At 58.0% G+C, this 24,427-nt stretch carries 13 protein-coding genes and 1 pseudogene; 5 read left to right on the forward strand and 9 right to left on the reverse strand.

Features of this window, described 5'->3' with window-relative positions:
- Position 1 precedes the first annotated feature (1 nt).
- The 5 genes and pseudogenes from pglX (AC0L4F_RS06885) to AC0L4F_RS06905 all read left to right on the forward strand — a co-directional run.
- Positions 2-1,681, forward strand: a complete 1,680-nt coding sequence (gene pglX / locus AC0L4F_RS06885; protein ID WP_280520527.1) for a BREX-1 system adenine-specific DNA-methyltransferase PglX — start codon at positions 2-4, stop codon at positions 1,679-1,681.
- A complete protein-coding gene (gene pglX, locus AC0L4F_RS06890) occupies positions 1,657-3,498 on the forward strand; it encodes a BREX-1 system adenine-specific DNA-methyltransferase PglX (RefSeq protein WP_348524070.1) in 1,842 nt (613 codons plus the stop codon). Before pglX (AC0L4F_RS06885) ends, pglX (AC0L4F_RS06890) begins: the two co-directional genes overlap by 25 nt.
- A gap of 13 nt (positions 3,499-3,511) precedes the next feature.
- Positions 3,512-6,007, forward strand: a complete 2,496-nt coding sequence (pglZ, locus tag AC0L4F_RS06895; RefSeq protein ID WP_244686759.1) for a BREX-1 system phosphatase PglZ type A — start codon at positions 3,512-3,514, stop codon at positions 6,005-6,007.
- Between the two features lie 55 nt (positions 6,008-6,062).
- Entirely contained in the window at positions 6,063-8,090 is a 2,028-nt protein-coding gene (brxL, locus tag AC0L4F_RS06900) for a BREX system Lon protease-like protein BrxL (RefSeq protein ID WP_244686761.1), read from the forward strand.
- Positions 8,091-8,146: 56 nt separating this feature from the next.
- A pseudogene (locus AC0L4F_RS06905) lies at positions 8,147-8,314 on the forward strand (ISL3 family transposase); the annotation flags it as partial.
- 168 nt (positions 8,315-8,482) lie between these two features.
- On the opposite strand, the gene AC0L4F_RS06910 reads toward AC0L4F_RS06905, so the two are convergent.
- The 9 genes from AC0L4F_RS06910 to AC0L4F_RS06950 all read right to left on the reverse strand — a co-directional run bounded on the left by AC0L4F_RS06910 (position 8,483) and on the right by AC0L4F_RS06950 (position 24,407).
- Positions 8,483-10,840 (reverse strand): hypothetical protein, encoded by a 2,358-nt coding sequence (locus AC0L4F_RS06910; protein WP_244686764.1) that lies wholly within the window; start codon positions 10,838-10,840, stop codon positions 8,483-8,485.
- Positions 10,837-12,051 carry a DUF2357 domain-containing protein gene (locus AC0L4F_RS06915; protein WP_244686766.1) on the reverse strand — a complete coding sequence of 405 codons (1,215 nt, stop codon included), beginning with the start codon at positions 12,049-12,051 and terminating at the stop codon, positions 10,837-10,839. Before AC0L4F_RS06915 ends, AC0L4F_RS06910 begins: the two co-directional genes overlap by 4 nt.
- Before the next feature lie 290 nt (positions 12,052-12,341).
- Entirely contained in the window at positions 12,342-13,652 is a 1,311-nt protein-coding gene (locus tag AC0L4F_RS06920; protein ID WP_244686768.1) for an McrB family protein, read from the reverse strand.
- A gap of 197 nt (positions 13,653-13,849) precedes the next feature.
- Positions 13,850-14,590, reverse strand: a complete 741-nt coding sequence (locus AC0L4F_RS06925) for a hypothetical protein (protein ID WP_244686770.1) — start codon at positions 14,588-14,590, stop codon at positions 13,850-13,852.
- Between the two features lie 13 nt (positions 14,591-14,603).
- A complete protein-coding gene (locus AC0L4F_RS06930; RefSeq protein WP_244686773.1) occupies positions 14,604-16,553 on the reverse strand; it encodes a coiled-coil domain-containing protein in 1,950 nt (649 codons plus the stop codon).
- Entirely contained in the window at positions 16,525-19,698 is a 3,174-nt protein-coding gene (locus AC0L4F_RS06935) for an AAA domain-containing protein (protein WP_244686775.1), read from the reverse strand. The genes AC0L4F_RS06930 and AC0L4F_RS06935 overlap by 29 nt, the downstream gene beginning before the upstream one ends.
- Before the next feature lie 547 nt (positions 19,699-20,245).
- Positions 20,246-20,659, reverse strand: coding sequence for a hypothetical protein (locus AC0L4F_RS06940; RefSeq protein WP_244686777.1), 414 nt, complete (start codon positions 20,657-20,659; stop codon positions 20,246-20,248).
- Positions 20,652-20,993: a hypothetical protein gene (locus tag AC0L4F_RS06945; protein WP_244686779.1), complete on the reverse strand. Its 342-nt coding sequence runs from the start codon at positions 20,991-20,993 to the stop codon at positions 20,652-20,654. Before AC0L4F_RS06945 ends, AC0L4F_RS06940 begins: the two co-directional genes overlap by 8 nt.
- A 2,161-nt stretch (positions 20,994-23,154) precedes the next feature.
- A protein-coding gene (locus AC0L4F_RS06950) for an IS3 family transposase (protein WP_473446147.1) occupies positions 23,155-24,407 on the reverse strand; the annotation gives its coding sequence in 2 pieces (ribosomal slippage) (positions 23,155-24,155 and positions 24,155-24,407; 1,254 coding nt in all).
- Positions 24,408-24,427: the final 20 nt, after the last annotated feature.

Here is a 24,427-nt window from a genome sequence, read left to right on the forward strand (position 1 = left end):
AATGGATACCAACGCTCTGAAAAAGTTCGCGCAGGCGGCGCGCAATCTGCTGATTGATCAGGTCACGGCGAAACTCGACCTGGTGCTGGATGATGCGGCACCTGCACGGCGCGAGCACCCCAAGGCGGTCAAGGACTTGGAAAACGCCATCGCCAAGGACGGCAAGCAACAGGTCATCGAACAGGTTGCCTTTACCTGGTTCAACCGCTTCACCGCGCTGCGCTTCATGGATGCGAACGGCCACACGCAGGTGCGTGTCGTCTCTCCCGCTGAAGGCGCCACCCGCCCCGAGATCTTGTCCGAGGCGATGGCGGGCCACCTGCCTGATGGCGCGCCTTCTACCATTCAGTCCCTGCTCGAAGGCCGCACGCCCTCAAACGACCCGCAAGCCGAGGCCTATCGCCTGCTGCTCGTCCACGCCTGCAACACTTGGCACAAACACATGCCCTTCCTGTTTGAGGAGATCGACGACTACACCGAACTCCTGATGCCCGAGGATCTGCTGTCGCAGACCTCCATCCTCGCCGAACTCCGCAAGGTCATGACCGAGGACGCCTGCCAAGATGTCGAGATCATCGGCTGGCTCTACCAGTTCTACATCTCCGAGAAGAAGGATCAGGTCTTCGCGGGTCTCAAAAAGAACCAGAAGATCACGGCCGAGAACATCCCCGCCGCGACGCAGCTTTTCACGCCGCATTGGATCGTCCGATACCTGGTCGAGAACTCGCTGGGGCGGCTCTGGCTGCTGAACAATCCGCAGAGCGGGCTGGCGACCAAGATGGACTATTACATCGCGCCCGAAGAGCCCGAGACAGACTTCCTGAAAATAACCAAACCCGAAGAGATCCGCATCTGCGATCCCGCCGCAGGCTCGGGGCACATGCTGACCTATGCCTTTGACCTGCTTTACGCCATCTACGAGGAAGAGGGTTATGATGCGACAGAGATCCCCGCGCTGATCCTGACGCACAACCTGACCGGGGTAGAGATTGACGACCGCGCGGGCGCGCTGGCCGCCTTTGCGCTGGCGATGAAGGCGGCGGCTAAGTTGGGGCGGCGGCGGTTCCTGCGTATGGAGGCGAAGCCCGACATCTGCGTGTTGCAAAACGTGAGCTTCACCGATGCCGAGATGCAAGACGTGGCCGCCGTGGTGGGCAAGGACCTGTTCACCGATGAGCTGCGCGAGACGCTGGGTCAGTTCGAGCAGGCCAAGAATTTCGGCTCGCTGATCGTGCCGAAACTGCGCGATCCGGCAGAGACGTTGCGCGTGGTCGAGGCGCGGGAGTTCGGCGGTGACCTGCTACTGAAGGACGTGCAGGAGGGCGTCATCGCCGTGCTGCGCATGGCCGAGGCGCTGTCGCCGAAGTATCATGTGGTCGTGGCCAACCCGCCTTATATGGGCAGTGGTGGCATGAACGATGTGCTAAAGGCATTCGCCGACAAAGCCTTCAAAGAGAGCAAGTTCGACCTCTACGCAATGTTTATTGATCGTAATCGCCTGATCGCGAGGCCCGCTGGCTACGTTGCGATGATCACTATGCAAGGTTGGATGTTCCTATCCAGACTTGAACGTCAACGATGCAATATAATTTCTGATAACAAAATTTTAGGTGTCGCGCACCTTGGAAACCGAGGGTTCGATTTATTGGTGGCGAAGTGGTCTCGACTGCTGCGTTTTTGATTCAGACAAGCGCAGACCTGCGTCAGAAGGGAGACTACTTCCGTCTAACTTCTGGTATGTCTGAAGCAGAGAAATCCAAGCTATTGCTGGACGCAAAGAGCGGTAATGAACAAGATATCCACTTCCGCGTCTCAGGTCAGGAGCTGGAGAAAATCCCTGGCGACCCGTTCGCATATTGGGTCAGCAACCGTGTTCGAGAAATCTTCGAGAAATCTGAAACGCTCGGTTCTCTCGGTGCGCCAACCCACGGAGTTGTGACCGGGGACAATGATCGCTTCCTGCGTCAGTGGTTCGAGGTTGCAACATCCCAATCAAATATGGAAGCACGCGACCGTCCACATGCAAAGTCGTCAGGTGCTAAGTGGTTTCCTGTGAGCAAAGGGGGATCGTATCGGCGCTGGCACGGTAATCTCGAGTTCTTCATCGACTGGGAGAACGACGGTCATGTAATGCGAACAACCAAGCATTCGACAGGTCGGATCAGGGCCACGAACTTCAACCTTAATAGGATTTTCCAGCCAGGCATTACTTGGTCAACGATCTCAAATACACTGGCAATGCGATACCTGCCGGACGGGATGCTCTTTGAGAGTAAAGGGTCTGTTTGCTTCTGCGATGATGAAGATACTCGCCTTTACCTACTCGCGCTGACCAATTCCAAGGTTGTAAACGCACTGCTTCTCATCATGTCCCCGACTTTGGATTACCATGAAGGCCCGATGAGCCGTGTGCCGGTTGTAGATATGGAGCATGAGCGACCAGTGGCTATTGCGGGTACGCTGCGCGAGAGCTCCAAATCCGACTGGGACGCCTACGAAACCTCCTGGGATTTCACCACGCTCCCGCTGCTCTCGCCCGACCATCGCGGCAATACGCTGGAAGCCACCTACGCCACCCTCCGCACCCATTGGCAGTCCATGACGGAAGAGATGCAGCGTCTTGAGGAAGAGAACAACCGCATCTTCATCGACGCCTATGGCCTGCAAGACGAGCTGACCCCCGAGGTGCCGATCGAGGAGATCACCCTCACCTGCAACCCCGCCTATCGCTATGGCGTGAAGGGCAACGAGGCCGACCGTGAAACCCGCCTGCGCGCCGACACCATGGCCGAGTTGCTCAGCTATGCCGTGGGCTGCATGTTTGGGCGCTACAGCCTCGACGCGCCGGGCCTGATCCTTGCCAATCAGGGCGAGCGGATGGAGGATTACCTCGCCCGCATCCCCGAGCCGAGCTTCATGCCGGACGAAGACAACGTCATCCCCGTGCTGGACGAAAACTGGTTTTCCGACGACATCACCGAACGCTTCCGCCTGTTCCTGCGCGTGAGTTTCGGCGAGGCGCATTTCCGCGAGAACCTGAAGTTCATCGAGGACTCTCTGGGCAAGGACATCCGCAAGTATTTCACCAAGGATTTCTACGCCGATCACGTGAAGCGCTACAAAAAGCGCCCGATCTACTGGATGGTCTCTTCCCCCAAGGGGACGTTCAACGCGCTGATCTACATGCACCGCTACCGCGCCGACACGGTTTCGGTGCTGCTCAACGACTACCTGCGCGAATTCATCACCAAGCTGGAGGGCGAACGCGCGCGGCTGGAGAAGCTGGCCGACGATCCGACCGCGACGCAGGGCCAGCGCACCAAGGCGCTGAAACAAGTCGGCGTGGTCGCCAAGCAGATCGACGAGCTGCACGAATGGGAACGCGAGGTGATCTTCCCACTGGCGCAGCAGAAGATCGAGATCGATCTGGATGACGGGGTGAAGGCGAACTATCCGAAGTTCGGCAAGGCGCTGAAGAAGATCCCAGGTTTGTCATGAGGGGGCTGAGCTGATGTCAGATCGCATTCAAGCCGGGCTCGCGCGGCTGTTCGAAGAACACCGGATCGTCTTCTGGTACGACACCGCCCGCGACATGCGCGCGGCCTATGAGGCGGCGGACCTGCCGGGTGTCGAGAAGGTCGAGATTGCCAACAACGAGTTCGGCCTGAAGTACCGTGTGCTGCGTCAGGAACCCCAGCAAAAGTTCCTGATCTACAAGGACGGCCCGGAGCCGGAGATGGCCGACAACTGGTTGCTGGACGTGCAGCTCGCCACGGCGGTGTTCAAGGCTGATCAGGCGGCGATCTGGCTGGCAGAACTTGGCCTACCCACGCAGTTCGAGGACGTAGTGCGCGACCATATGGAGTTTTATCGCTCAAAGGGGCGCATCGAGCATCTGAAGCGCCTGCTCGCCCCGTCCGACACCAAAACCGGCGTGCTGCGCCGGATGCTGACGGTTTGCGCGGGCGCGGAAGGCGCGCTCGACACGGTTATCGAAGCGCTTCTCGGGGAGTTGGCTTCGGGGCGCGACGACGCGCTGCGGCTGATGGATCGGGCTGGCCTGAAAGCGTTCTTCTGGACGCAGGTAAAAAACGCCTATGGCTATGTGTCAGACGAACCCGATTTCGAAGATTTCGCCATCACCCTGATCCAGTCCTGCTACTGCCGGGCGCTGGACGAGGACGGCAAATTGAATACCGAGGCGCTATTGGTCTTCCGTCGCTGGAAGAACAACCGGCATGGGGCCGAGGCCTTTGAGACCTTGAGCCGCAAATACCAGGCCATCTTGAAGATCCCCGAAGACCTTCAAGGCCGCGATATCAAACCTCTGCGCGCTATCGACCATTTTGAAGAGATTGATCGCCAGATCATCCGCAAACTGGTGGCCGAGATGTCGAGCCAGACGGTATCTTCCGCCGAGGTTTTGAAAACCGTCAGGGAACGCCGCCAAAGCCATTGGTATCCGATCTACCGCGATGTCTATGAGGCCATCGGCTATGCCACGGAATTCCAGCAGGCCCTGGCCGAGGCTACGCTGTCCCTGACCTCCCTTGGCGAGGGGGTGAAGCGCTATGTGACGAGCTGGTTTAAGATCGACCAGCTCTATCGCAAGTTCATCTACCACATGCAGAAAAGCGGCCAGGCTTCCCTGTTGGGCTCGTTGTTCGAGAGCGTTGAGAACCGCTACACCACCAACTTCCTTTTGACGGTCAACGACGCCTGGCAGGACCAGATCGCAAAGATGGGCGGCTGGTCGGTGCCCGGATATGCGAAGCAAACAGATTTCTACCGCGATCAGGCGGCTGAGTACCGGCGCCGGGATCAAAAGGTCGTCGTGATCATCTCGGATGCGTTGCGCTATGAGGTGGCCGAGGAATGCCAGCGCGAGATTCGTAAGCTGCCCCGTTACGATGCGGATCTAAAGCCAATGATTTCGACCCTACCCAGCTACACCCAGCTCGGCATGGCCGCACTGCTGCCGAACCAGGATTTGAGCCTGTCTGGTGACAGCGCCGTGTCGTCCTTTGGCGAGCCCACCCAAGGCACCGCGAACAGACAGAAGATCCTTGGGAAAGGGCGCGCTGGCGATCAGGCGAAGGCAATGAAGGCAGAAGACTTCATGAACATGAAGGCCGATGAGGGCAAGGCGCTCTTCCGCGATCATGATGTCCTGTACCTCTATCACAACCGCATCGACATTATCGGCGACAAGCTGGCAACCGAGGACCGCGTGCCCGAGGCCGCTGAGGATGCCATCGAGGATCTGACGAAGCTTGTTCGCAAGCTGACTACCGCGAACTTCTCAAATATCTTGATCACCGCGGATCATGGTTTTCTCTATCAGCACCGCCCGTTGGACGAGACCGACTTCTCTGTTGCCGACCCTACAGGTTCGGAAATCCTGTTTAAGAACCGGCGCTTCGTCATTGGTCGCGGACTGAATGAAACCGCTGGGATGAAGAAGTTCTCGTCAGCAGAGCTGGGTCTGTCTGGTGACCTCGACGTGCTGATCCCCAACTCCATCAACCGCATGCGGGCAAAAGGCGCTGGAAGCCGATTTGTCCATGGGGGCGCATCGCTCCAAGAGGTTGTCGTCCCTGTTCTGAAGGTCGGCAAACGGCGCGAAGCGGACGTGGGCAAGGTCGATGTCCAGATCATCGTCCCCGGTCGCAGCTTGATCTCCTCTGGTCAAACGGCAGTGACTCTTTATCAGGCACAGGCCGTTTCGGAAAAGCAGCAGCAGCGCGATCTCTTGGCAGGCATCTACGCCAGCGATGGGACGCTTATCTCCGATGAACACCAGCTGACCTTCGACTTCACCTCGCAAAATGCGCGAGAGCGAGAGCTGCCGATCAAGTTCCTGCTGTCCCGCGAAGCAGACCAGTTCAACGACCAGGATGTCTTCCTGAAATTGCGGCAGCGTATCGGCAAGACCAGCCACTACGAAGACTACGCCAGCCACCGTTTTCAGTTGCGCCGCGGCATCACCACAGATTTCGATTTTTAAGGAGCGGGCATGGAGTTCTCTCGACGACAAGATCAACGAACATTTCGCTGGGTATGTGGTCCGCAAGGATCTGGTGAAAGCCGTCAAAGGCAATGCGATCGTCCCAACCTACGTGTTGGAGTACCTGCTTGGCCAATACTGCGCGACTGATGACGAGGCTTCGATCCAAAGCGGCATCGAGACGGTCAAGGACATCCTGCGCAAGCACTATGTCCATCGCAACGAAGCCGGCTTGATCCAGTCCACGATCAAAGAAAAAGGGCGTTACAAGGTCATCGACCAGATCAGCGTTTCGCTGAATGAAAAGACAGACAGCTACGAGGCGGTTTTTGATAACCTGGGCATCAAGAAGGTCGCTGTGGACAGTGGCACGGTAAAGGCCCACCCGAAACTACTGGTCACCAGTGTCTGGTGCATCGCTGATGTGCAGTACGAATTCTCTGAAGACGCCCGGACCTCGCCGTGGGTGTTGGAAACCATCAAGCCGATCCAGATCGCACGCGTTGATTATGACGGCTACAAAGAGGCCCGTGGTCGGTTCAGCAAGGATGAGTGGATTGATCTGCTCATGCAGTCCATCGGCTTCAATCCCGAAGCTTTCGGGCGCCGCAGCAAGCTTTTGCAGCTGATGCGTCTGATCCCATTCGTCGAACGCAACTACAACATCATCGAGCTGGGGCCCAAGGGGACGGGTAAGTCGCATATCTATTCTGAATTCTCGCCCCACGGACAGTTGATATCCGGGGGTGAGGTGACAATCCCGAAGCTGTTCGTGAACAACTCCAACGGGCGGATCGGCCTTGTTGGCTATTGGGATGTGGTGGCTTTCGATGAGTTTGCCGGGCGTGAGAAAACCGCAAACAAAGCTCTGGTCGACATCATGAAAAACTACATGGCCAATAAGACCTTCTCCCGGGGGGTGAACCCCATGGGGGCGGAGGCCAGCTTCGCCTTCGTCGGCAACACCGATCACAACGTGCCCTACATGCTGAAAAACAGTGACCTGTTCGAAGCCCTGCCTCCGCAGTTCCACGACAGCGCCTTCATCGACCGTCTACATGCCTATCTGCCGGGCTGGGAGATTGATGTTATCCGCGGCGAAATGTTCACAAGCGGATATGGGTTCATCGTCGACTATTTGGCCGAGATCCTGCGCCATCTGCGCCAAGAGGACTTCTCCAATCGCCCCGACCAGCACTTCAGCGTGAGTGAAAAAGTCTCTACCCGCGACCGGGATGCCATCTACAAGACCATGTCGGGCATGCTGAAGGTAATATTCCCGGCCGGCGGCGAAAGCGCCGAAGATGTCGAGGAATTGCTTCAACTCGCCATGGAAAGCCGGAAGCGGGTCAAGGACCAGCTTTTCAGGATCGACGCGACTTACCCGGAAGTCGAATTCTATTATTTGGGTTCCGATGGAGAAAAGCGGCCCGTGCAGACCGTTGAAGAACAGGAGTTCCCGCAGTTCTACAGCCGGAAGTCGGCGCCGGCTCCGGCTCCGGCTCCGAGGCTGGAGATAAACTCGGATGCAGACGTGGTTGATGTCGAGCCAGAAGGCACGGCTTCCGTATTGAAGATCAACGCGCAGAAGCCCATCACCGAAGAGGGGCACCATGTCTTCGCCGAAAATCGCAAGGGTGTCAGCTACGACAAGTTATTCGGTCCCTACATCGACGGTGCTAAGCGAATCGTCGTGACGGACCCATATATTCGATACTTCTACCAGGTCCGAAACATGATGGAATTAGTCGAAATGGTCATTCGACGGAAGGCACCAGAAGATCAAGTTTCCATTCACCTTGTCACGGGACCACATGATGGGGACATGCAGAAACAGCGTGAGTTACTGGAAAGCATCACCGAAGCCTGCACTGGATCCGGCCTGGATTTCACATGGGCATTTGACACTTCGGGCACCGCTCATGCCCGAGATATTGTGACCGATACCGGTTGGAAAATTGTTCTTGATCGCGGGCTGGACATTTTCCAAGCGCCGCTACGTCGAGATGGCTTTAGTCTTGGCGACCGCCTTCAAGAACATCGCATGTTGAAAGGATTCTATGTGACGTATGTAAAGCAGTAGGCGGTCAACTACCGACCCTCACAGACGCTGCGAAAATCGTCCTCGGTAGCCACGGAATTGGACCGTTCGCTCGCGGTCTTCGGCCGGTCGGCGCAGCCCTGCATGAGCCACGGTCGAATGTGCAGGCCAGGGGAGAAATCAACCACCTCAAGACCCTGAAGCGCCAAATTTACGGCGGGGCGGACATCGACCTGCTCAGAGCCAGGCTCGTTGCCGCGAGCTGAAAAGAGTAGACTCCAAGCTGCAACAAGACTGGCTCCGAGCCAAGATTGCGTGCCGATAGGTAATTCCCCCTTTTTTCTTAAAGAGACTTCTTTATCGGAACCTCCTCGTTCATGCTGCCGAGAAAATTCTACTTCCGTCCCCTTGTCATCGGGGGGATTACCCAGCGCTTAGCCTCCTCCGGCACTGTAAATGTCCAATAGCAGATCCGGGTTCGCCCCCTCTCCGATCAGTTCAGCCTTCAAGTCGTGCAGGATCGGCAGGTATTTGTCGCGCCGTCTCGCAAGCTTTGGCTCGGGTTCACGGACTCCTTTCAAGTCTTTTTCCGCCTCAGTTATTACTTCAAGGAGGACGGCGGCCAGTGGATCTATTCCCGCCACAAGCGCCATCGGCTCTTTCAAGCGCCATCTCAGCAGACCTGCAATAAGGAACGGCGCATAGTGGAACCTTGTGTATTTCGTCCCGAGGTTCATTCGGAAGTCCGCTATGGTCCGCTGCACCAACCGCTCGACATGGCGGCGGTCAAGCAGCAATGGCGCGGTGGCAGACCGAGACAGCAGGAATGCCATACATGCAGATTCACGCTCCCACACCCAGTCTTCAATCTGGGAAGACAACAGGTGTGCCACCGCGCGCTTCTCTTGGGCTTTGTCGCCGATGATTCGCCCCAGTCCTTGGAAAATCAGTTTCCAACTTGCGTGATGGCGAGTGAAAGGGTGCGTTCGGCTGCCTTTCTGGATGCAATCGATCAACCAATCAGCGACCTCTTCGGGACACCGTCTGAATTGCCATGTGAGGAACTTGAGTGCATCGTTTCCAGCCACTTCATCGAGTTCGGTTCCGTGCAAACGTCTGCGGTTGGTCTCGAGGGCCTTTTCCGTTAGTCGGTCAAGTCGTTTGATATCCGCCTGCCCGAGCTCCGACGGCAAATCTCCATCGCTTGAAATGCAGTAGGCACCGGCGGGCCGCATCGCGAGTTTTGCTGCCAGCGCATTCCAGTCAGGCCTATCACGGTCGACTTCACGGTCCAGCAGGTCGAAAAGTCCCGGGGCTCGATTGTTCTCTTGCCATGCATGAACGGCACAGGGCAGGACGAGCCGGTTCGGGATCGAAGCGCGTGGTGCCAAACTGTCGATGATCTCCGACCAAGCGCGCGGATCTTCCTCCGCTTCGTCCCAATCCACGGTGAAGTTCCGACCCAGATCGCGCGCTTCCATGAACATGCGTGCCCGTCCCGAGACCGGTTTCTGCTCAACCCATAGAGACACCCGCGATTGATCGTGCAAAGGCTCTCCAAGGGTCACAGTGGCCTTTCTGGGATGCTCGGCGGCCTCTTTGCGCAAATAGACCGAGACCGTTTTCTGGCCAGCTGGAATAGCGAGCGATGCGGGCTCCGGGCTTCGATAGGTACGGCCGGCTTCCAGCGTTTCATCTGGCCGAACAAGATCGAAGCTTGTGGGGCCTGTGGCGGCAAATACGATGGTGGAGAGCCGCGGAAGGAAGTCAAAGTATATCGGCTCCCCGCGAGACGCGCGGCCTGCTGCTACCAGCGCACCGCAGGCGACTGCGTTAGTGGGCAAGGCGATTACCGGTTCGCGTGACTTGACGCTTGCGGCTATCCGCTCCTTGAGGCGCCCTTCCGCCAGCGTTTCCAACAGGACGAAATCGCAATCGCTTAGATCAGGGGCGGTTTCGGGCCCCTCGGCCAGTTCTGCAACATCAACAGAGCTTAGGTCGAGCGTATCCCAGTCACTATTGTGCATCCGCAGGACCTCAGGGCGGCATGCAAGACCCAAGGCAGCGCGCCCTATGGAGCGTGCGACGGCCCGATGTGCTGTGCGGGCCGAGAACCCGGCTTCGCCAATTGCCGCCTCACGTGCACTTCTCACAAGGTGCTCATAGCCCAGCGCACAATGGAGCTGAAGCGCAGCCTCCCGCCGCTCCGGCGCCAAGACGCCGCGCGACGAGCGCATCAGCAGCTTCTGAACCGACAAACCCGCGTCGTTATGACAGACGATGCCAACTCGTTGCCCCTCGGAAATAAGACCCTTCTCAATTGCGCACAAAGCCGCCAGAACCGGGCGCCAAACCAGCGTCGAATTACGGAATTTGCCCTTGGCCAAAGCGCCCAGCAGGTGCTCCTGCACTTCATCGCCTCCGCCAAGGCCTTCGTCAATCGACACCACATTGAAGGCCGCGCCCTGAGCGGACCCCTTAAAGGCTGAGGCCAGCCTGTCGAGATCGGGATCCCGCCTTTCCAGCATTGAACGCACCGAGACGCGCCGCTCTTGGCGGCCTATTTCGCCCCAGCCACCACCAAGACCGTGGGGAGCGAGATCGGCCTGTGGTCCTCCGATCCAAATACCCAACTTTTCGTCCCCGCTAAAGACAACCGAGGACAAAGGGCCGCTCTGGATAATCGTGGTCGGACCGATCTCCTCTTCTTCTCCTGGCACCGCGCGCCAATTCCGTGCCGTAAAGTCCCGCCAGCCGTTGATGTCGAAGCCGCAGAGTTTCTGGTTCTTCATTCCGCTCCTCCGTAGATTTCGCTGCGCACGAATTCTCGCACGGCTTCGAAACCTTGAGCGAGATCGGCGCAGGCCGGACCCATCGCGATGGCCTTGACCCGGGCCTTTCCGCGACTTGCCTCGATGGTTTCGGCCCGTCCGCGCGCTGGGGTCATGATAAGGCCATGCCGGAGCACCTCGGTTACAGCGATTTGCTGCAGCTGCTGCAATAGCATCGCGGCGTCGTTGACCTCGGTCTCAAGATCGAGACGGCGCAGAGCATGGGGCGTCCAGACCGCAACGCGTCTCGGCAACTCACCCTTGGTAGGGTCGGAGACGCGAAGCGCCACATGCGCGCGGGCCAAGCTCAGGGGCGTGCCTGGGGTTTCTGGACGGGACTGGACTTCGACGATACGGCTGGTCTCGCGCAGCCAAAAGACTGCAATCGGCCGATCCTGTTCGAACCAACGACCGAGCTCGGCTTCGGCATTCCACGAGATCGGGGATTGTGCGATCAACTCGGCCTCGTCCAATTCATCGATGGCAAGAATGATCGCGAGCACGGCGAAATCGGTCCACGTCTGTGCCTGCCAAGCCCACAAGTCGTCTTCTGTGCGTTGTCGCAACAAGAGACGCTGCCAACAGACATAGACCTCGCGATAGCTTTTGTCCTGCATCAGAACGTAATTTGGCGTGGCGTCCGCAGCGGCCACCATTACACCGAGGTCCACCAATCTGCGCGCAAGAGTCCGGCAGGATTTCCGGAAGCCTTCGACCTGAGCAAAGCGTGTACTGGCCTGGGCCCCCGGATGTTCCCGCAGCCATTCACGTGCTACATCTGCGGCCAGCCTGGCATAGGCATGCAGCACGCGATTCTCGAGAGTATCGAAGTTTTCCCGCCGAACGGTCGCAAGAATGCGTTGCGCTGATCCCGCTCGCTCGGCAATCGAGGATCCCGGCTGCCGGCTAAGCCAGACCATTGACGCGCGATCCATTTCCTGCACACGGTCAAGTGGCGTCAGCTCCCGCTGGCGGCGCAAAACCCTGCGAATACGCTTTTCGAGTTCGTGCAGCACAGGTTTCATGCGCCGGGACTGACGCACGATTTCGGCCATTTTCGGGTCTTCCTCATCCTCGGCGCGACGCCATGCCTCGCGCAGACGCTCCCAAGTCTTACTTGGATCCTCGAGCGCTTCTTCCAACTCCTGAATGCGTGCAAGAACCTCATTCATGTGTTGCAGCGCCGACGCACCTTCTACCTCGGCCTGCGTCGCCGGCTCATGTCCCTTTCTCGGTCGAACGGGGAAACCCCTGCGCGCTGGCGACAAAGCCTCCTCACGCTTCGGATAGGGAAACAGCACGAGGCGCCGGCGCTGGCCACGCACCTGGGCTGAGAGAAGTGTCGCAGCATCATGCCCAAGCGGTCCCTCCCCCTCGCGTTCTCCAAGCAAACAGTCCTCTGGTCCGAATTCCGCCCCATCCTGAAGCCCATGGGACGACCAGGGTCGGGTCAAGTAACGCATCAGCGCGTGACTCCGCTCCAGACGAACTGTCCGGTATCCTCGGACTGCGCCATCGACTGATCGATGGCCTGGACCAGCGCCTCATCACCCAGCTCACGTTCCACGAATGACTTGAGTTTTGCGAACTGTGGAGCCGTCGCGTCAACCTCGACGCCTCGCAGCTTGGGCAGGAGACGCATCTCAACCTGGTCGGCCAAGGCATCGTCGATCCCCCTGCCTCCCTCGATTTCCGGATAGTTTGCGGCATAAGCCATGATGGCGCGACCGAGGCGGTGACCGAAGGGGCGTTTGAAGTCGCGCATCAGCTCGACCATTTGCTCGACCCGCTTGTTGACCGGCCGATCTCCATCGACGTCTGAGAGCGGACGCAACCACTTGGACCACGTCTCGCGAGACAGCGCCATCGTCTCTTCTAAAGTTCCCTCGGCGCGGCCGCTTTTGATCTTTCTGGGCGCCGAGAACCTTAGAATGTTCGCACGGTCCACGACCTTGTCGGAAAGCGACTGAGTGCTTTCATCCTCGTTCATCGTCCCGGCAAAAAGTAGGTTGTAGCCAGGGAAAATGCGCGGCGGGTTCTGCATCTTGGGAATCTCGAGTTCAATTTCGGCATCCTTGCGCAGGTTCTCATCGTCCACCTTGTCTGGCCTCGGGCGGCTTTCCAGACGGCTAAGGAAATCAGAGAAGTAATATTCGACCCGAGCGAGGTTCATTTCGTCGAGAAGTACCATCATCATACGGTCTTCGAGGGCGCTTTCCGCATTGTGGATTTCGTCCAGCGCCCAAAGCGCCCGCGCCATGTCGGTCGGTCTGAATTTACCCTCAATATAGTTATAAAAGCCCATGAGGTCCTGGGGACTGTCCCAGCGCGGCTGCACAGGAACCTGAAGAAATCCGATCCCCATACCGGCGGCATACTGGCGTGGAAGTTGGCTCTTGCCGGTGCCAGAGATGCCAGCAAGCACTGCCATCTGTGACGTTTCGTTGACTTTCATCGCCGTGTGGAAGGCTCGGAGCGTGCGCGCCGGATAGTCCAGTTCGCTGGCCCGCAGACGCCGCTCCACTCGCTTGATGGCGTCAGCCTCGTTCTCGCGCGGAGCATTTTTCCAATTCCTCATTTGCGCAATGACGGGCGGCGTTTCCTTAAGTTCGCGCAGCGGGTCTGTCTCAGGGTCCACGCCGGTTGCGTGTCCTTCTTTCTTGGCGATTTCCGCGCTTAGATAAGCGAGCCGTGCTTCGAGAGAGCCGCGGTTTTCTTGCAGAGCTTCCATCTCCCCTCGCAGGCGGCGGACCTCTTGCGTCTGGGCCGCCACCTCGGCTCCAACCCGGCCATGTTCAGCCTGCGTGTCGGCCAGAGCTTGAAATTCCGTTGCAAGCCGCGCTTTGGCTTCGCCAAGCTCCTGCTCTGCCGCTTCGATCCGATCCTCAAGGGTCTTCGCTGCCGCCTCCAGATCGTTTCTCCGAGCCTCGAGCGTGGCACGACGCTCCTCCAGGCCCTCTATCTCCCCTTTCAGCCGCGCAATTCCTGTGCATGCACCGCAGTCTCGGCGCTGAGACGGCCATGTTCGGTCTGTGTCTCAGCCATGGCCTCGCGCTCCGAGGCAACACGTGCTCGGGCTTCACCCAACTCCTGTTCCTGCGCGGCGATCCGGCCCTCGAGCGTTGCCGCTGCGGTTTCGAGCTCATGGCCCCGGGCCTCAAGTCGGGACACCTTGTCCTCGGCTTCCTCGAGCTTTTGCAGCGTTTCGTGAAACTCCTCGACCTCAGCCGCGATCTCACCGTGCTCGCGTTTCAAGGCATCGATGCGACCGATGAGGTCCTCGGCCTTGTCGAGCCGTTCCTTGATCTCGAGATATTCGGCCCGAAGGGGCGCCATCTCGGCTTCAAGTGTCTGACGCTCGATCGTCGCTTCCTCAATCTCGCGTCGCACCGCTGAGACTTCTTCGCGGCGTTCGCGCAGGCTCTCCCATTCGGTCAGAAGCTCCTCCTTCTGCCGCCGCAGGCCGTCGACCTCGGCCTGCAGGTCCGCCGTGACAGCCATGGCTTCCCGACGTTTGGCAAGTTCGTCCTCGAGATCGTCCATTATTCGCTGCTTTTCTTGCAATCTCTTGTCATAGACAGCCAATTCCTCGATGGGGCCTGCCGCCGCCACGGCGCGGTCGTGTCGCACAGCAAGAAACAGCTGGATCGCAGCGAGAAGCATCAGCACGCCCGCGACGGCGAGAACAAGAATTGTGTTATCGGTCAGCATCTTTCAGTTTTCCTCACTCATCACCGGCCTGCGGGCTCACTTCCTCTGCCCCAGCAGTCGCGCCGGGAGCGGCAGTGGCTTCGTCAATTGCCAGACGCGCCTCACGCAGGTCTTTTTCAATGTCGGCGAGTTTGGATTCACGGGCGGAGATGTCCTGGCGCAACTGAGCGAGTTGATCGGTCTGCTCTGCTACGCTTTCCACGATAGAGGCCTGCTCCGCTCGACCAGCGCGAAGTGTGGCCTGCACCTCTCGTGCCTGCGACCGCGAGTCTTCCAAATCCTGCACGGCTTTGCGCAGCTGGAGGCCAAGAGCCTCAAGCTGCTCTTCTCGGGCCGAGATGTCGCCGTCAAGTTGCGTCAGCTGCTCTTTTTTCCCGGTTACGCTTGCGTCGACTTCCTCTTGCTCTGCGCGGCGGCTGCGGAGCGTCTCTTCGGTGGCTTTGAGCTGTGCCTGCGCGTTGTCCAGACTCTGCGTTGCCGCGCTCATTTGATCTCCAAGGTTTTTGATCTCTGACTGTCGGGCCTTGATCACGTCGCTCAAGCGCGCAAGCTGATCAGTTTTCTCGGCTATGTCGGCAACCACAGAGGCTTGCTCAGACCGAAGAGCACTCAAGGACTTTTTAGCTGCGTCTGCTTGGGCTTGCGCCGTCTCGACAGTTTCGGCAAGCCCTGCCCGGCGTGTCTCAAGGCTCTCGATGTCCGTTTCGAGGCTCGACGCACGCCCGCGGAGTTCAGCCACCCTGGACAGCTCGGTGTCTGCATCAGCCCTGGCTGCTGCAAGGGTTGCGCGCAGCTCTTCTGTTCGGGCTTCCAGGTTTGGCACCGTGTTCGAAAGCTCTGCGTGCCGCGCCGCAAGCCGATCTGCATCCGCCTGCAGCCGATTTACCTCGGCGCGTTTTGCTTCGAGATCCCGAACTTCTTGCTCCGCCGCAGCAATTTGAGTTCCCAGAGTATTGAGTTGGCTCTGCCGCTCGGCAAAATCCTTTTGTACCTGCTCGAGTTGCTGATTGGTCGTTTCAAGTTGCGCCCGTGACTGCGACAGTTCTCTTTCCACAAGCTGCGCGCGATTGCGCAGCTCTTCGGTTCTGACAGTCGCGCCTTTGATTTCACTTTCGACCTCGGTTTTCCGTGCTCCAAGGGTTTTCAAATCCGCCTGGGCTTCCTCGAGCCGCGTGACTATCTGAGCGAGGTCGGCGTTGTGCTCCTCGAGACGCTTGTTTACGGCCTCCTCGCTTGCGGCAAGAGACGCAAGCTGGGCGCGTGCATCGTTTTCCTGCGCGGCAAGTTCCTCCACACGCTGGATCAGACGTCTTTCGTCGTTCTGCAGTTGCTCGACACGGCGCTGCCGGGCACGCAGGTCTTCCACTTCAGGAGCGAGCGCGTCCACATCCTGCTGAAGGTCGGCGCGTCGTCGGTCAAGGCGCGATACGGCATCGGAAACTTCTGCCTGGCGCGCCTCTTCTTCACTCCGCGCCACGCGCAGGCTCTCGATATCGGACCGCAGGCTCGTGACCTCGCTTTCCAGCGCGTCCCGCCGGGATTGGGCAGCCTCATTCTCGCGGGTCAGACGGTCAGCTTGGGCAATCGTTTGTCGAGCTTCGGCCAGACGCTCTTGCACACTGGCGAGTTCCTCGCGAGCCGCGGCGAGGCGCGCCTGTGCGTCGGCTTCCTGCTGAGCGGCGCTACGCCTGCTACTTTCGGCCAGCGCAACTTGCTGTGTCAGATTGGCTTTTTGATCGGAAAGCGTGGTGAGGTCTTCGCGCATCGTTGCAACACTGGCACGAGTGGACTGAAGTTGACCGTTATAATGCTCGAAATCCTCGGCAATGCGCCCGTATTTTTGGTCCAGCGAATTCACGGCAAATACCAGATATCCGCTCGCACAAATTGCTACCACACCCAGTACAGCCGCAATCGCGGTATTGCGGCTCGACTTAGGATAAGTCTTGTTCGACTCGGTCAAGGCATCCCTCCATGTCCTTTGCCAATTCGTCGACCCAGAAGCGGCGAACGCGCCAGCCGAGCGACTTCAATTGATGATCTCGCCAGAGGTCGGTCGTCTTGCGTCGTCCATCCTGGCTTTCGTGCCATTTGCGCCCGTCGACTTCGAGATCGAGCTTCACGCCGCTTGAACCGAACAGCGCAAAGTCCAACCGTCGGCCTGCAATCTCGAATTGCGGTTGCGGGTCCAGACCGCGTCCCTTCAAAGCGTGAAAGACTTTGCGTTCCCAGTCGCTGTCGAACACGCTTTCTCCAACGCGCCCGCGCGGCTCGGTTGCCATTGCCGCCAGTCGGCGCAAGGGGCTGGACTGCCCGGAACGAGCAAACTCCAGATCCCCAAATATCAAGGCCACGGCTTTGGCTCGAGAAATGGCAACATTGAGCCTGCGGGTGTCCCTTTGGAAAAACGTCAGGCCGGACTGCGGACTGCGCGGCCCGACGCAGGGCGAAAATAGAACAAGATCGCGTTCCTGGCCCTGAAAACCATCGACCGTCCCGACTTTCAGTTCACAAGCAATTCTCTTCGGCTCATCGATCGCCTGACAGATGCTGGCCTCCATCGCCGCGACCTGAGCACGAAAAGGCGTGATCACGCCGATCGTGCCTTCATATCCCTCGTCCTTCAGAAGGTGTTCGAGGTGTTTCACGATTGCCGCAACCTCGGCCGGATTTACGTTGCCAGTCTGCGCGACGGCAGGCGCCGGAACATGCTCCCATGCAAGGCCCGGTTTGGCGCCTTTCGGGACAACCAAGCTCCGGGGATCGTAAGAAGTCTGCAGCTGTCCGCCATAAAAATTGTCGCTTATATAATCGACAATGGGTCCGGCCGAACGATACTGATGCCGCAGGGTGATCCTCCTGGCTCCTGGCGTTCGAGACGCGAGATCGAACAGGGAGCGACGGCTTTGCGCAAACCGCCCCATCCCTGCCACAGGGAGCCCTTGCGCCTGCATAAGGTTGCGATCTTGAGCCTGACCCAATTGCGCAATGAAGGACAATTGGCGGTCATCGCCCACCACCACCGCGCGTTTTGCGCGGGCAAAGAGCGGAATTGCTGTGGCGATGTCACACTGACTGGCCTCGTCGAAAATCACGAGATCGAACAACCCATCATCAAGGGGAATGCGCCGCGGGGTTCCCAGGATCGACGCCAGCCATAGTGGCCGGTGTGACACCAACGTTTTCGCCAGATCAGCGGGCGGCTGTCCCTTGCCTCCACTGAACTGCCAATCGTCGGAAAGCTCCGCAAGCTCGCGCCTCAGTTCTTCAGTAAGATGTGTTCGAACCGCCAAGAGCCTTGGTAGAAGCCTGCCCGTTGCTTCCCGAATTCTCTCGCCAAGCTCGATGGGGTCCACAGGCTCACCCAGCTCTTCTTTCATGGCGCGCAAATCGACCAGCAGTGCGTGCAAGTCACGTAAGCTCATCCCACGTCGGTCCGCCACATCCTGGCGTGGCATCGACGCCTTTGCAGGTCGGCCGATCATAGAGCTGTGCAGCCATAGCAACAGCCGTCTGAAAAAACCTTGTGAATCAGCCGAAGGCGTTTGAGCCGAACTTTCCGGCCTGCCACGTGCTTCACGCAGTTCGATACGCTCGAGGACGTCGGCGATCTCGCATTCCAGTTCAGCGATCCGGTCGACAGCGTCAACAGCTTGTCGTCGCTGTGAAGCGACGTTCACCAACTCCGAGACTGCAAGCACGTCGACCGCACCGGAGTTTGAGGTGTTCTCGTTGCCAATCAGTTGCTTGAGCGCGTCCGAAAAGCCGGTGTCGGTTTCATCGTTCGGGTTCAGCGTGCGAACTGAGAACGGAACCCCGGACGCGAGAGCGCCCAGCCTTTCCTCGACTGCATCCAGCGCTTGGTGGTTCTTCGACGCGACCAGAACGCTCCCGCCAGCCGCAAGGACCGAAGCGGCCATAGAGACGATCGCCTGACTCTTGCCGGTTCCGGGCGGACCGGTAACCACCGTCAGAGGCAACTCGCACGCGCCTTGAACTGCTCGTAACTGTTCCTTGTTCAGGGGCACTGCATCGATTGCCGGAACCGGATCGATCTCGGCCGCAGATTCGATCCCTAACACGGCGCCCAAAGCCGAACGGGATAAGCGCTCGCGTGGCCAAGCCCCAATCGCGTCGAGATCACGGGCTGCCCCTGCCGTGAAGGACGAGTCAGTCGGCAGAAAAATCGCAGCGCTATCGTAAATCCCCTGTGCAGAGCCATCGAGTTGAGACGCGAGGTCTTCTCCGGTGATCCGGCCGCGGACCTGGCTCGCCACCGCGGTTCTGACCCTGTCGAGGAAGTCGGAGCCGCGCAACCCGATGGTGTTATCAGCATGAAAGAGGTCCGCCAGATCGTCCTTTTTCCATCCGCTCAGGCGGGCAGCGCCCTTGACCCAATCCGGGTTGACCAACACATCGTTTGCATCGACCGAAAGCACCAGACTCTCGCCCTCTCGGGTCCAGCTTGCGGCGAGCATTCCGACAGGTTGGAAGATCGGCAAACCGCCCCGCCGACTGATCGCCATCGGCCAACCAACCGCAAGCGCATTTTCGTTGCCTTCTCGACGGATTAGCGCCTCCTGAAAGCCAGGATCAAGCGCTGCAAGAGAGATCGAAATGCGCAGTCGTTGGCCCTCATTCGGCAGGACCGGTCCGCGTCCGGATATGAGTGTCCATTCGATACCATGCTTGTCGAGCACCTGCGTCGTCGCGCCACGGGGGTCGGCCCGCAGCGCCGAACGCCAATAGCGCAGAAGCGCCTGCGGATCGATTACCGGCTCTGCCAGGTCCTCGGTGTCAAGCGTTTCGTCAGCCACCGGCAAAGAGGCAAAGTTGGCTGCCGCTGCATGCAGGATCTCTTGCTCGGATGCCGCTGTCTTTGCGCCCCTGGCAGGTAGATTCCGCGCACCGTTGGTCAGGACAGCGCGTTTGGCGCGCCAGCGACCATCGCGCGCCTTCTCGACCAGACCATCTCGCATAAGTTGATCCAGTTCGGCGACCGCCGCAAGGCGTTTGTCATGTGAGAAACTGGCACCGAGGAGGACAAGCAATTCCTCGGTGGTTCGACCTCGCGGAAAGGCACGCACCGTATTCAATACCAAGGACATCAAACAGACCTGCGATCTTGCGCAATAACTGCGCAACTACTCCATATCAAAAAAGCACCAATAAATGTCATTAGCAATCGTATCGTTTGCTGAATTGGTTCTCTCTTCTCCCTTCGGAGCTTATACTATGATCATCTCAAATCCAGAAACTCCACCATCAAATGCCAGCACTAACCTAACAAACGATCGATTACGTACTCTGTCCAACCCCAAATAGCCGCAAAGAGTCTTCCGACGCTGTCTTCAGAAAGGAAGATACTCTTTATACGGCAGCTCACAACCTGAAAGTTTGAACTTTGCCAGCTGCCATACAGCGCGGAAAGCTACTCGTTGTGGCTGAGTTCGCAAGCCGCTTTTGTATGCATTCGTTGCCAGCGGGTGTTTGCACACAAGCGCCGAAAGGCGACGATGCCTCACTATTGGCAACGAGCGCTGCTCGAGAGCCTATCATGCGAGTTCTAACGCGGCGTCCCTACCATCACTTCCCGGAGGTTCAGTTGACAAGCGACGTGCCCCGCCGTCCTTTGGGACGCGGGGCACGTATTTTTCATATGCTCAATTGACGGGACACCTGGCCGGCATCCAGCTGGCATCGCACCTCCACCAGACGCATTTCCAGTTGTGCGAGGGCGACGCAAAAACCGTCCAGAACCTGGCCGAGGGGCGTGCTGCGTGACCTGTCGTAGCCGCCGCTCTGGCAGTCAAAGTCCACCAGGAACTCGGTCCGGCTTTCGTCTCCGACCCTGCTTTCGACATAGGCCTTGGTTTCGCGGACCTTCCGCAGCGAGGCGCTGTCGAAGAGTTCCCTGGAAAGTGCGACCGAGGCCAGCCAGTTAAGTTGGTCCTCGTCCTCGGCAGTCAGACCGGCTTCAGCCATGACGTCAGAGTATGCATCCAGAACGGTGCGCAGCGAGCGCATCGCGTTCAGCACGGCCTCATAGAGCATCTTTGCTTCATACATGTTCGCTCTCCTGTTCGAGGCACTCGAGCAAACCATCAGCCAGCAGGCAGATTTCCTCGACGCAGGGATCCGTCGGATCGACCGCAAAGAAGAACTCAGCCTCAGGGCTTTCGGGATCATGGCCATACTCGAGCATGAGCAGCGCGTGCTGCGCCTTCGCCTCGCGGCGCATGCGCCGGGTGACCGGGCCAGGCTGGGCCAGGTCCTGAAGCAGCCGCTGGCAGCGTCGCAGCCAGGGGCGGCCTCCGAGCAGGTAGGCTGCGTTTTGCAGCCCCTCTGCGTTGTCTGACGCGAACGCGTGCAGACGGGTGACGGGGATGGGTGTATCGAACATCGGCGTCTCCTGTGGTGCCACCCCGCGTAGGTGCAGGGGGCTACAAGGCGGCTCTGTCCTTTCCTGTGCCGCTGGCCCTTTCAGGCTTGGTTTCCATTGCGCCGTCAGCCGTTTTCGATGCTCTCACCCCGGGGAGCGGAGAAAACGGCTGACGGCGCTGAGAATTTTCGTGATCCTTGGATTTCTTGTCCGTAACCCCACGAGCAATAGCGAGGTCAGGATTAGGACAAGCGTTGCTTCAGGAGGCGCTCAGAAACGCGGTCGGCAACATTGCCCTGCTCACCAGTAGGCTTCCCTGTAATGCTTTCGGTATATGCCAGAGCGCGCGCGGTCCGCTTGCTGTTGCGGCACATTTATCTCGACGTTCCCCCCGAAAGATGGGGGGGTAATACCTCGCGCTGGAAACCTCCTGCAGGCTGCTTCCAGCAGACTGACGCCCAAAATTCTGAATTAAGTCGCCTGCCTGCCAACTTGAATTCCCCGCGAACCGACATCGTCGAATCAGCACTCCACAGGTGATAGCACTGCGGTCCAGGACAAGGACACAGCACTCCGTCAGGGCAAAATCCGCCAGTCTCTGTTGACACCGACACAACAATTTTCGGGGTTTTCCGCCAACTACCCGGCGTTTTACCTCGGTTCAAAACCGATGAACCAACAGCGAAAATCACGTACTCACGCGAAGTTTGACCAGTCGAAATTTAGATTATCCTTAGAGACATTCAAGTTTTTGCCCCCCCACCACCAACTCAGCCAGCTTCATTCCTGCGGGCAGCTTCGAGAAACAAAAAATCCATAAAAAAAATTAACTTTATCAAACACTTATGATGAATAACTTAAGTTTCACATGAGAATAATTCCGCAACCGCAAAGGGCTTTGCGCTGGAAGAACCGGTCTCCTTCCGCCGAAAAGCATCGATGCCTTTCGAGTTGTGTAGCGATCCGCCCTGAAGAGCCGGTAGGTCTTCATGTTCCGCTCGCCTCATTCAAAAACGGTCTGACATCTCCACGCCAACAGAATTCATTGACAGGCAAAATTTTGAAAAATACGCTGAAGACACACCAGTCGAACTTCAGCGGCTATCCCAGATGCGAGGTGCATCTTCGATTACGATTGTGGAAAGTTCCTTCACAAGGAACCGTAGTGCCGGGCAGCGAAGTGAAAGAAAAGCGCGAGGAGCGCTTTCGATATCGCCAACCCCAAAATGACTGATCTTCCTATAGGGGATCTTTCTCTCGAATTCGATCCGATCTACGAGCATCGAATGCTCGTGAGAGTGTGAGTTACGTTTTCAACCCATCTCAGGGAGAGAAAACTTAACCATTCACCAAGAAAATTTCGATTTTCATCTTCGGATTGTTGAAGAGTGGCCAATATTTTAACTGAAGGCAACGTCCCCGGATCAAACCGCGGATCAATATGCCTTCCAGTCGCCGGTGAACTTCAAATCGTACAACCTGATCACTATAGAGAAACATGATACGGAGGGTCATGATTGAACATGAATACTTCTAAATAATGCCCGAAGAAACTTTCGATTTGATCGACCATCGATATATCAACCACGCCTCAGTTGGTAGAAAAGGAAGTGCACATGCAAAAAATACTTACACCAAGGGAAGTCGCCCGTCGCTGGAAGTGCTGCTCTAATACTGTAAGGAAAGCGATTTCACGACGGAGAACTCGAGGCTTTTCGAATTGGGAAGCGACGCTACGGCATAACTGAAAACGCCTTGAAGAAATTTGGTGGGCGTATCAAAAAAAGCTATCAGGACGATCCTCAGGGAACAAGATGTTTTCCGAGGCCAAGGTAGTTTTACCATATTTTGGAAAATTCTATCCACGAGACATCACAGAGGAACTCGTAAATGAATATATCGCAACGAGGGTTAACCTCCGGACAGGAGAATTGGCGTCACCTGGAACCCTTAGGACCGAGTTAGGACGTCTCCGAGATGCGCTCAGCTACGCGCTTAAAAAACAGTGGCTTGAGCCGAATGATCTTAAGTATATTCCACGCCCTTCGAAGCCTGCGCCGCGAGATGTTTGGATTACAAAAAAACAAGCCAAATCTCTTTTGGATGCTGCAAGCGACCTGCCTCATCTCTATACTGCGATCCACGTTATGCTGGCCACCGCTGGCCGAGTTACTGCCGTTCTTCAACTCACATGGGATCGCGTTGATTTCGCGAACGAAAAAATTGATCTTAGGATTAATACTGATGTTGACCTGCCCCCTGCTGGTCCCTCATTCATAATGAGAGTTCTGCAGGTTGAATCTGGGTATTCGGCTTCCGCGTCTGACGCAAGCGCGCCGGGCGCGGAGTCTTCAAATTGCTCAAGCGCACGGCGCGCTTGCAGCGGCGTTTGGTTGCCCAAGGACGAGTGTGGCCTGACCGTGTTATAGTCGTAACGCCATAGGGCCAGCTTGCGCCGCGCATCATCCAGGCTGTCGAAGATCTCCTCGTTCAGTAGCTCATCCCTGAGACTGCCGTTGAAGCTCTCGATGAACGCGTTCTGCTGCGGCTTGCCCGGATCGATGTAGTGCCACGGCACCTCGTTCTCGTCGGCCCATTTCAGGATGGCCCGACTGGTGAACTCAGTTCCATTATCGCTGACAATGCAGCCGGGCTTTCCGTAAAGCCGGATCAGAGCGCTGAGCTCCCGGGCGACCCTTGCGCCGGAGAGGCTGGTGTCCGCGATAAGGCACAGGCATTCCCGAGTGCAGTCATCGATCACTGCCAGCATCCGGAACTTCCGCGAGGCGCCGAAGCTGTCGGATACGAAGTCCAACGACCAACGAGCATTGGGATACGCCGCAACTGGCATCGGCACCCTGGTGCCACGCGCCCGTTTCCGGCCGCGCCGCCGCTTCACGGACAGCCCTTCTTCGCGATAGACCCTGTAGAGCTTCTTGTGGTTCATGGTCATGCCCTTGCGCTCCAGCAGCACGCCGATCCGGCGGTAACCGAACCTGCGCCGCTTGGCAGCGATGTCCTGCATCTCCTTGCGGATCTCGGTACAGTCCGGTGGGCGTTCTCGCCGGACTGTTTTGGGATCGACACCGACAAGCCTGCAGGCCCGGCGCTGCGAGATGTCATGATCCCGCATCGCCCGAAGCGCCGCGTCTCGCCGCTTGGTCAATGTCGTCAATTCTTTCCCAGCAAGTCTTTCAGCACGACGTTGTCGAGCATGGTATCGGCCAGCAGGCGCTTGAGCTTGGCGTTCTCGTCTTCGAGCGCCTTCAGCCTGGCGGCCTCAGAAACTTCCATCCCGCCATACTTGGCCTTCAACTTGTAGAAAGTCGCCGTGCTCAGCCCGTGCCTGCGACACACCTCCGCTGTCGGCATCCCTGCTTCCTGTTCTTTGATCATACCGATGATCTGCGCCTCGGTGAAACGACTCTTTCGCATCTGTCTGCTCCTTCAGAGTT

The organism is Marinovum sp. J2-8, from assembly GCF_055808435.1.

Coding starts and splice junctions, on each gene's coding strand:
- pglX (WP_280520527.1), top strand. CDS start 2: ATGGATACCAACGCTCTGAAAAAGTTCGCGCAGGCGGCGCGCAATCTG.
- pglZ (WP_244686759.1), top strand. CDS start 3,512: ATGTCAGATCGCATTCAAGCCGGGCTCGCGCGGCTGTTCGAAGAACAC.
- AC0L4F_RS06910 (WP_244686764.1), bottom strand. CDS start 10,840: ATGAAGAACCAGAAACTCTGCGGCTTCGACATCAACGGCTGGCGGGAC.
- AC0L4F_RS06915 (WP_244686766.1), bottom strand. CDS start 12,051: ATGAATGAGGTTCTTGCACGCATTCAGGAGTTGGAAGAAGCGCTCGAG.
- AC0L4F_RS06925 (WP_244686770.1), bottom strand. CDS start 14,590: ATGCTGACCGATAACACAATTCTTGTTCTCGCCGTCGCGGGCGTGCTG.
- AC0L4F_RS06935 (WP_244686775.1), bottom strand. CDS start 19,698: ATGTCCTTGGTATTGAATACGGTGCGTGCCTTTCCGCGAGGTCGAACC.
- AC0L4F_RS06940 (WP_244686777.1), bottom strand. CDS start 20,659: ATGTATGAAGCAAAGATGCTCTATGAGGCCGTGCTGAACGCGATGCGC.
- AC0L4F_RS06945 (WP_244686779.1), bottom strand. CDS start 20,993: ATGTTCGATACACCCATCCCCGTCACCCGTCTGCACGCGTTCGCGTCA.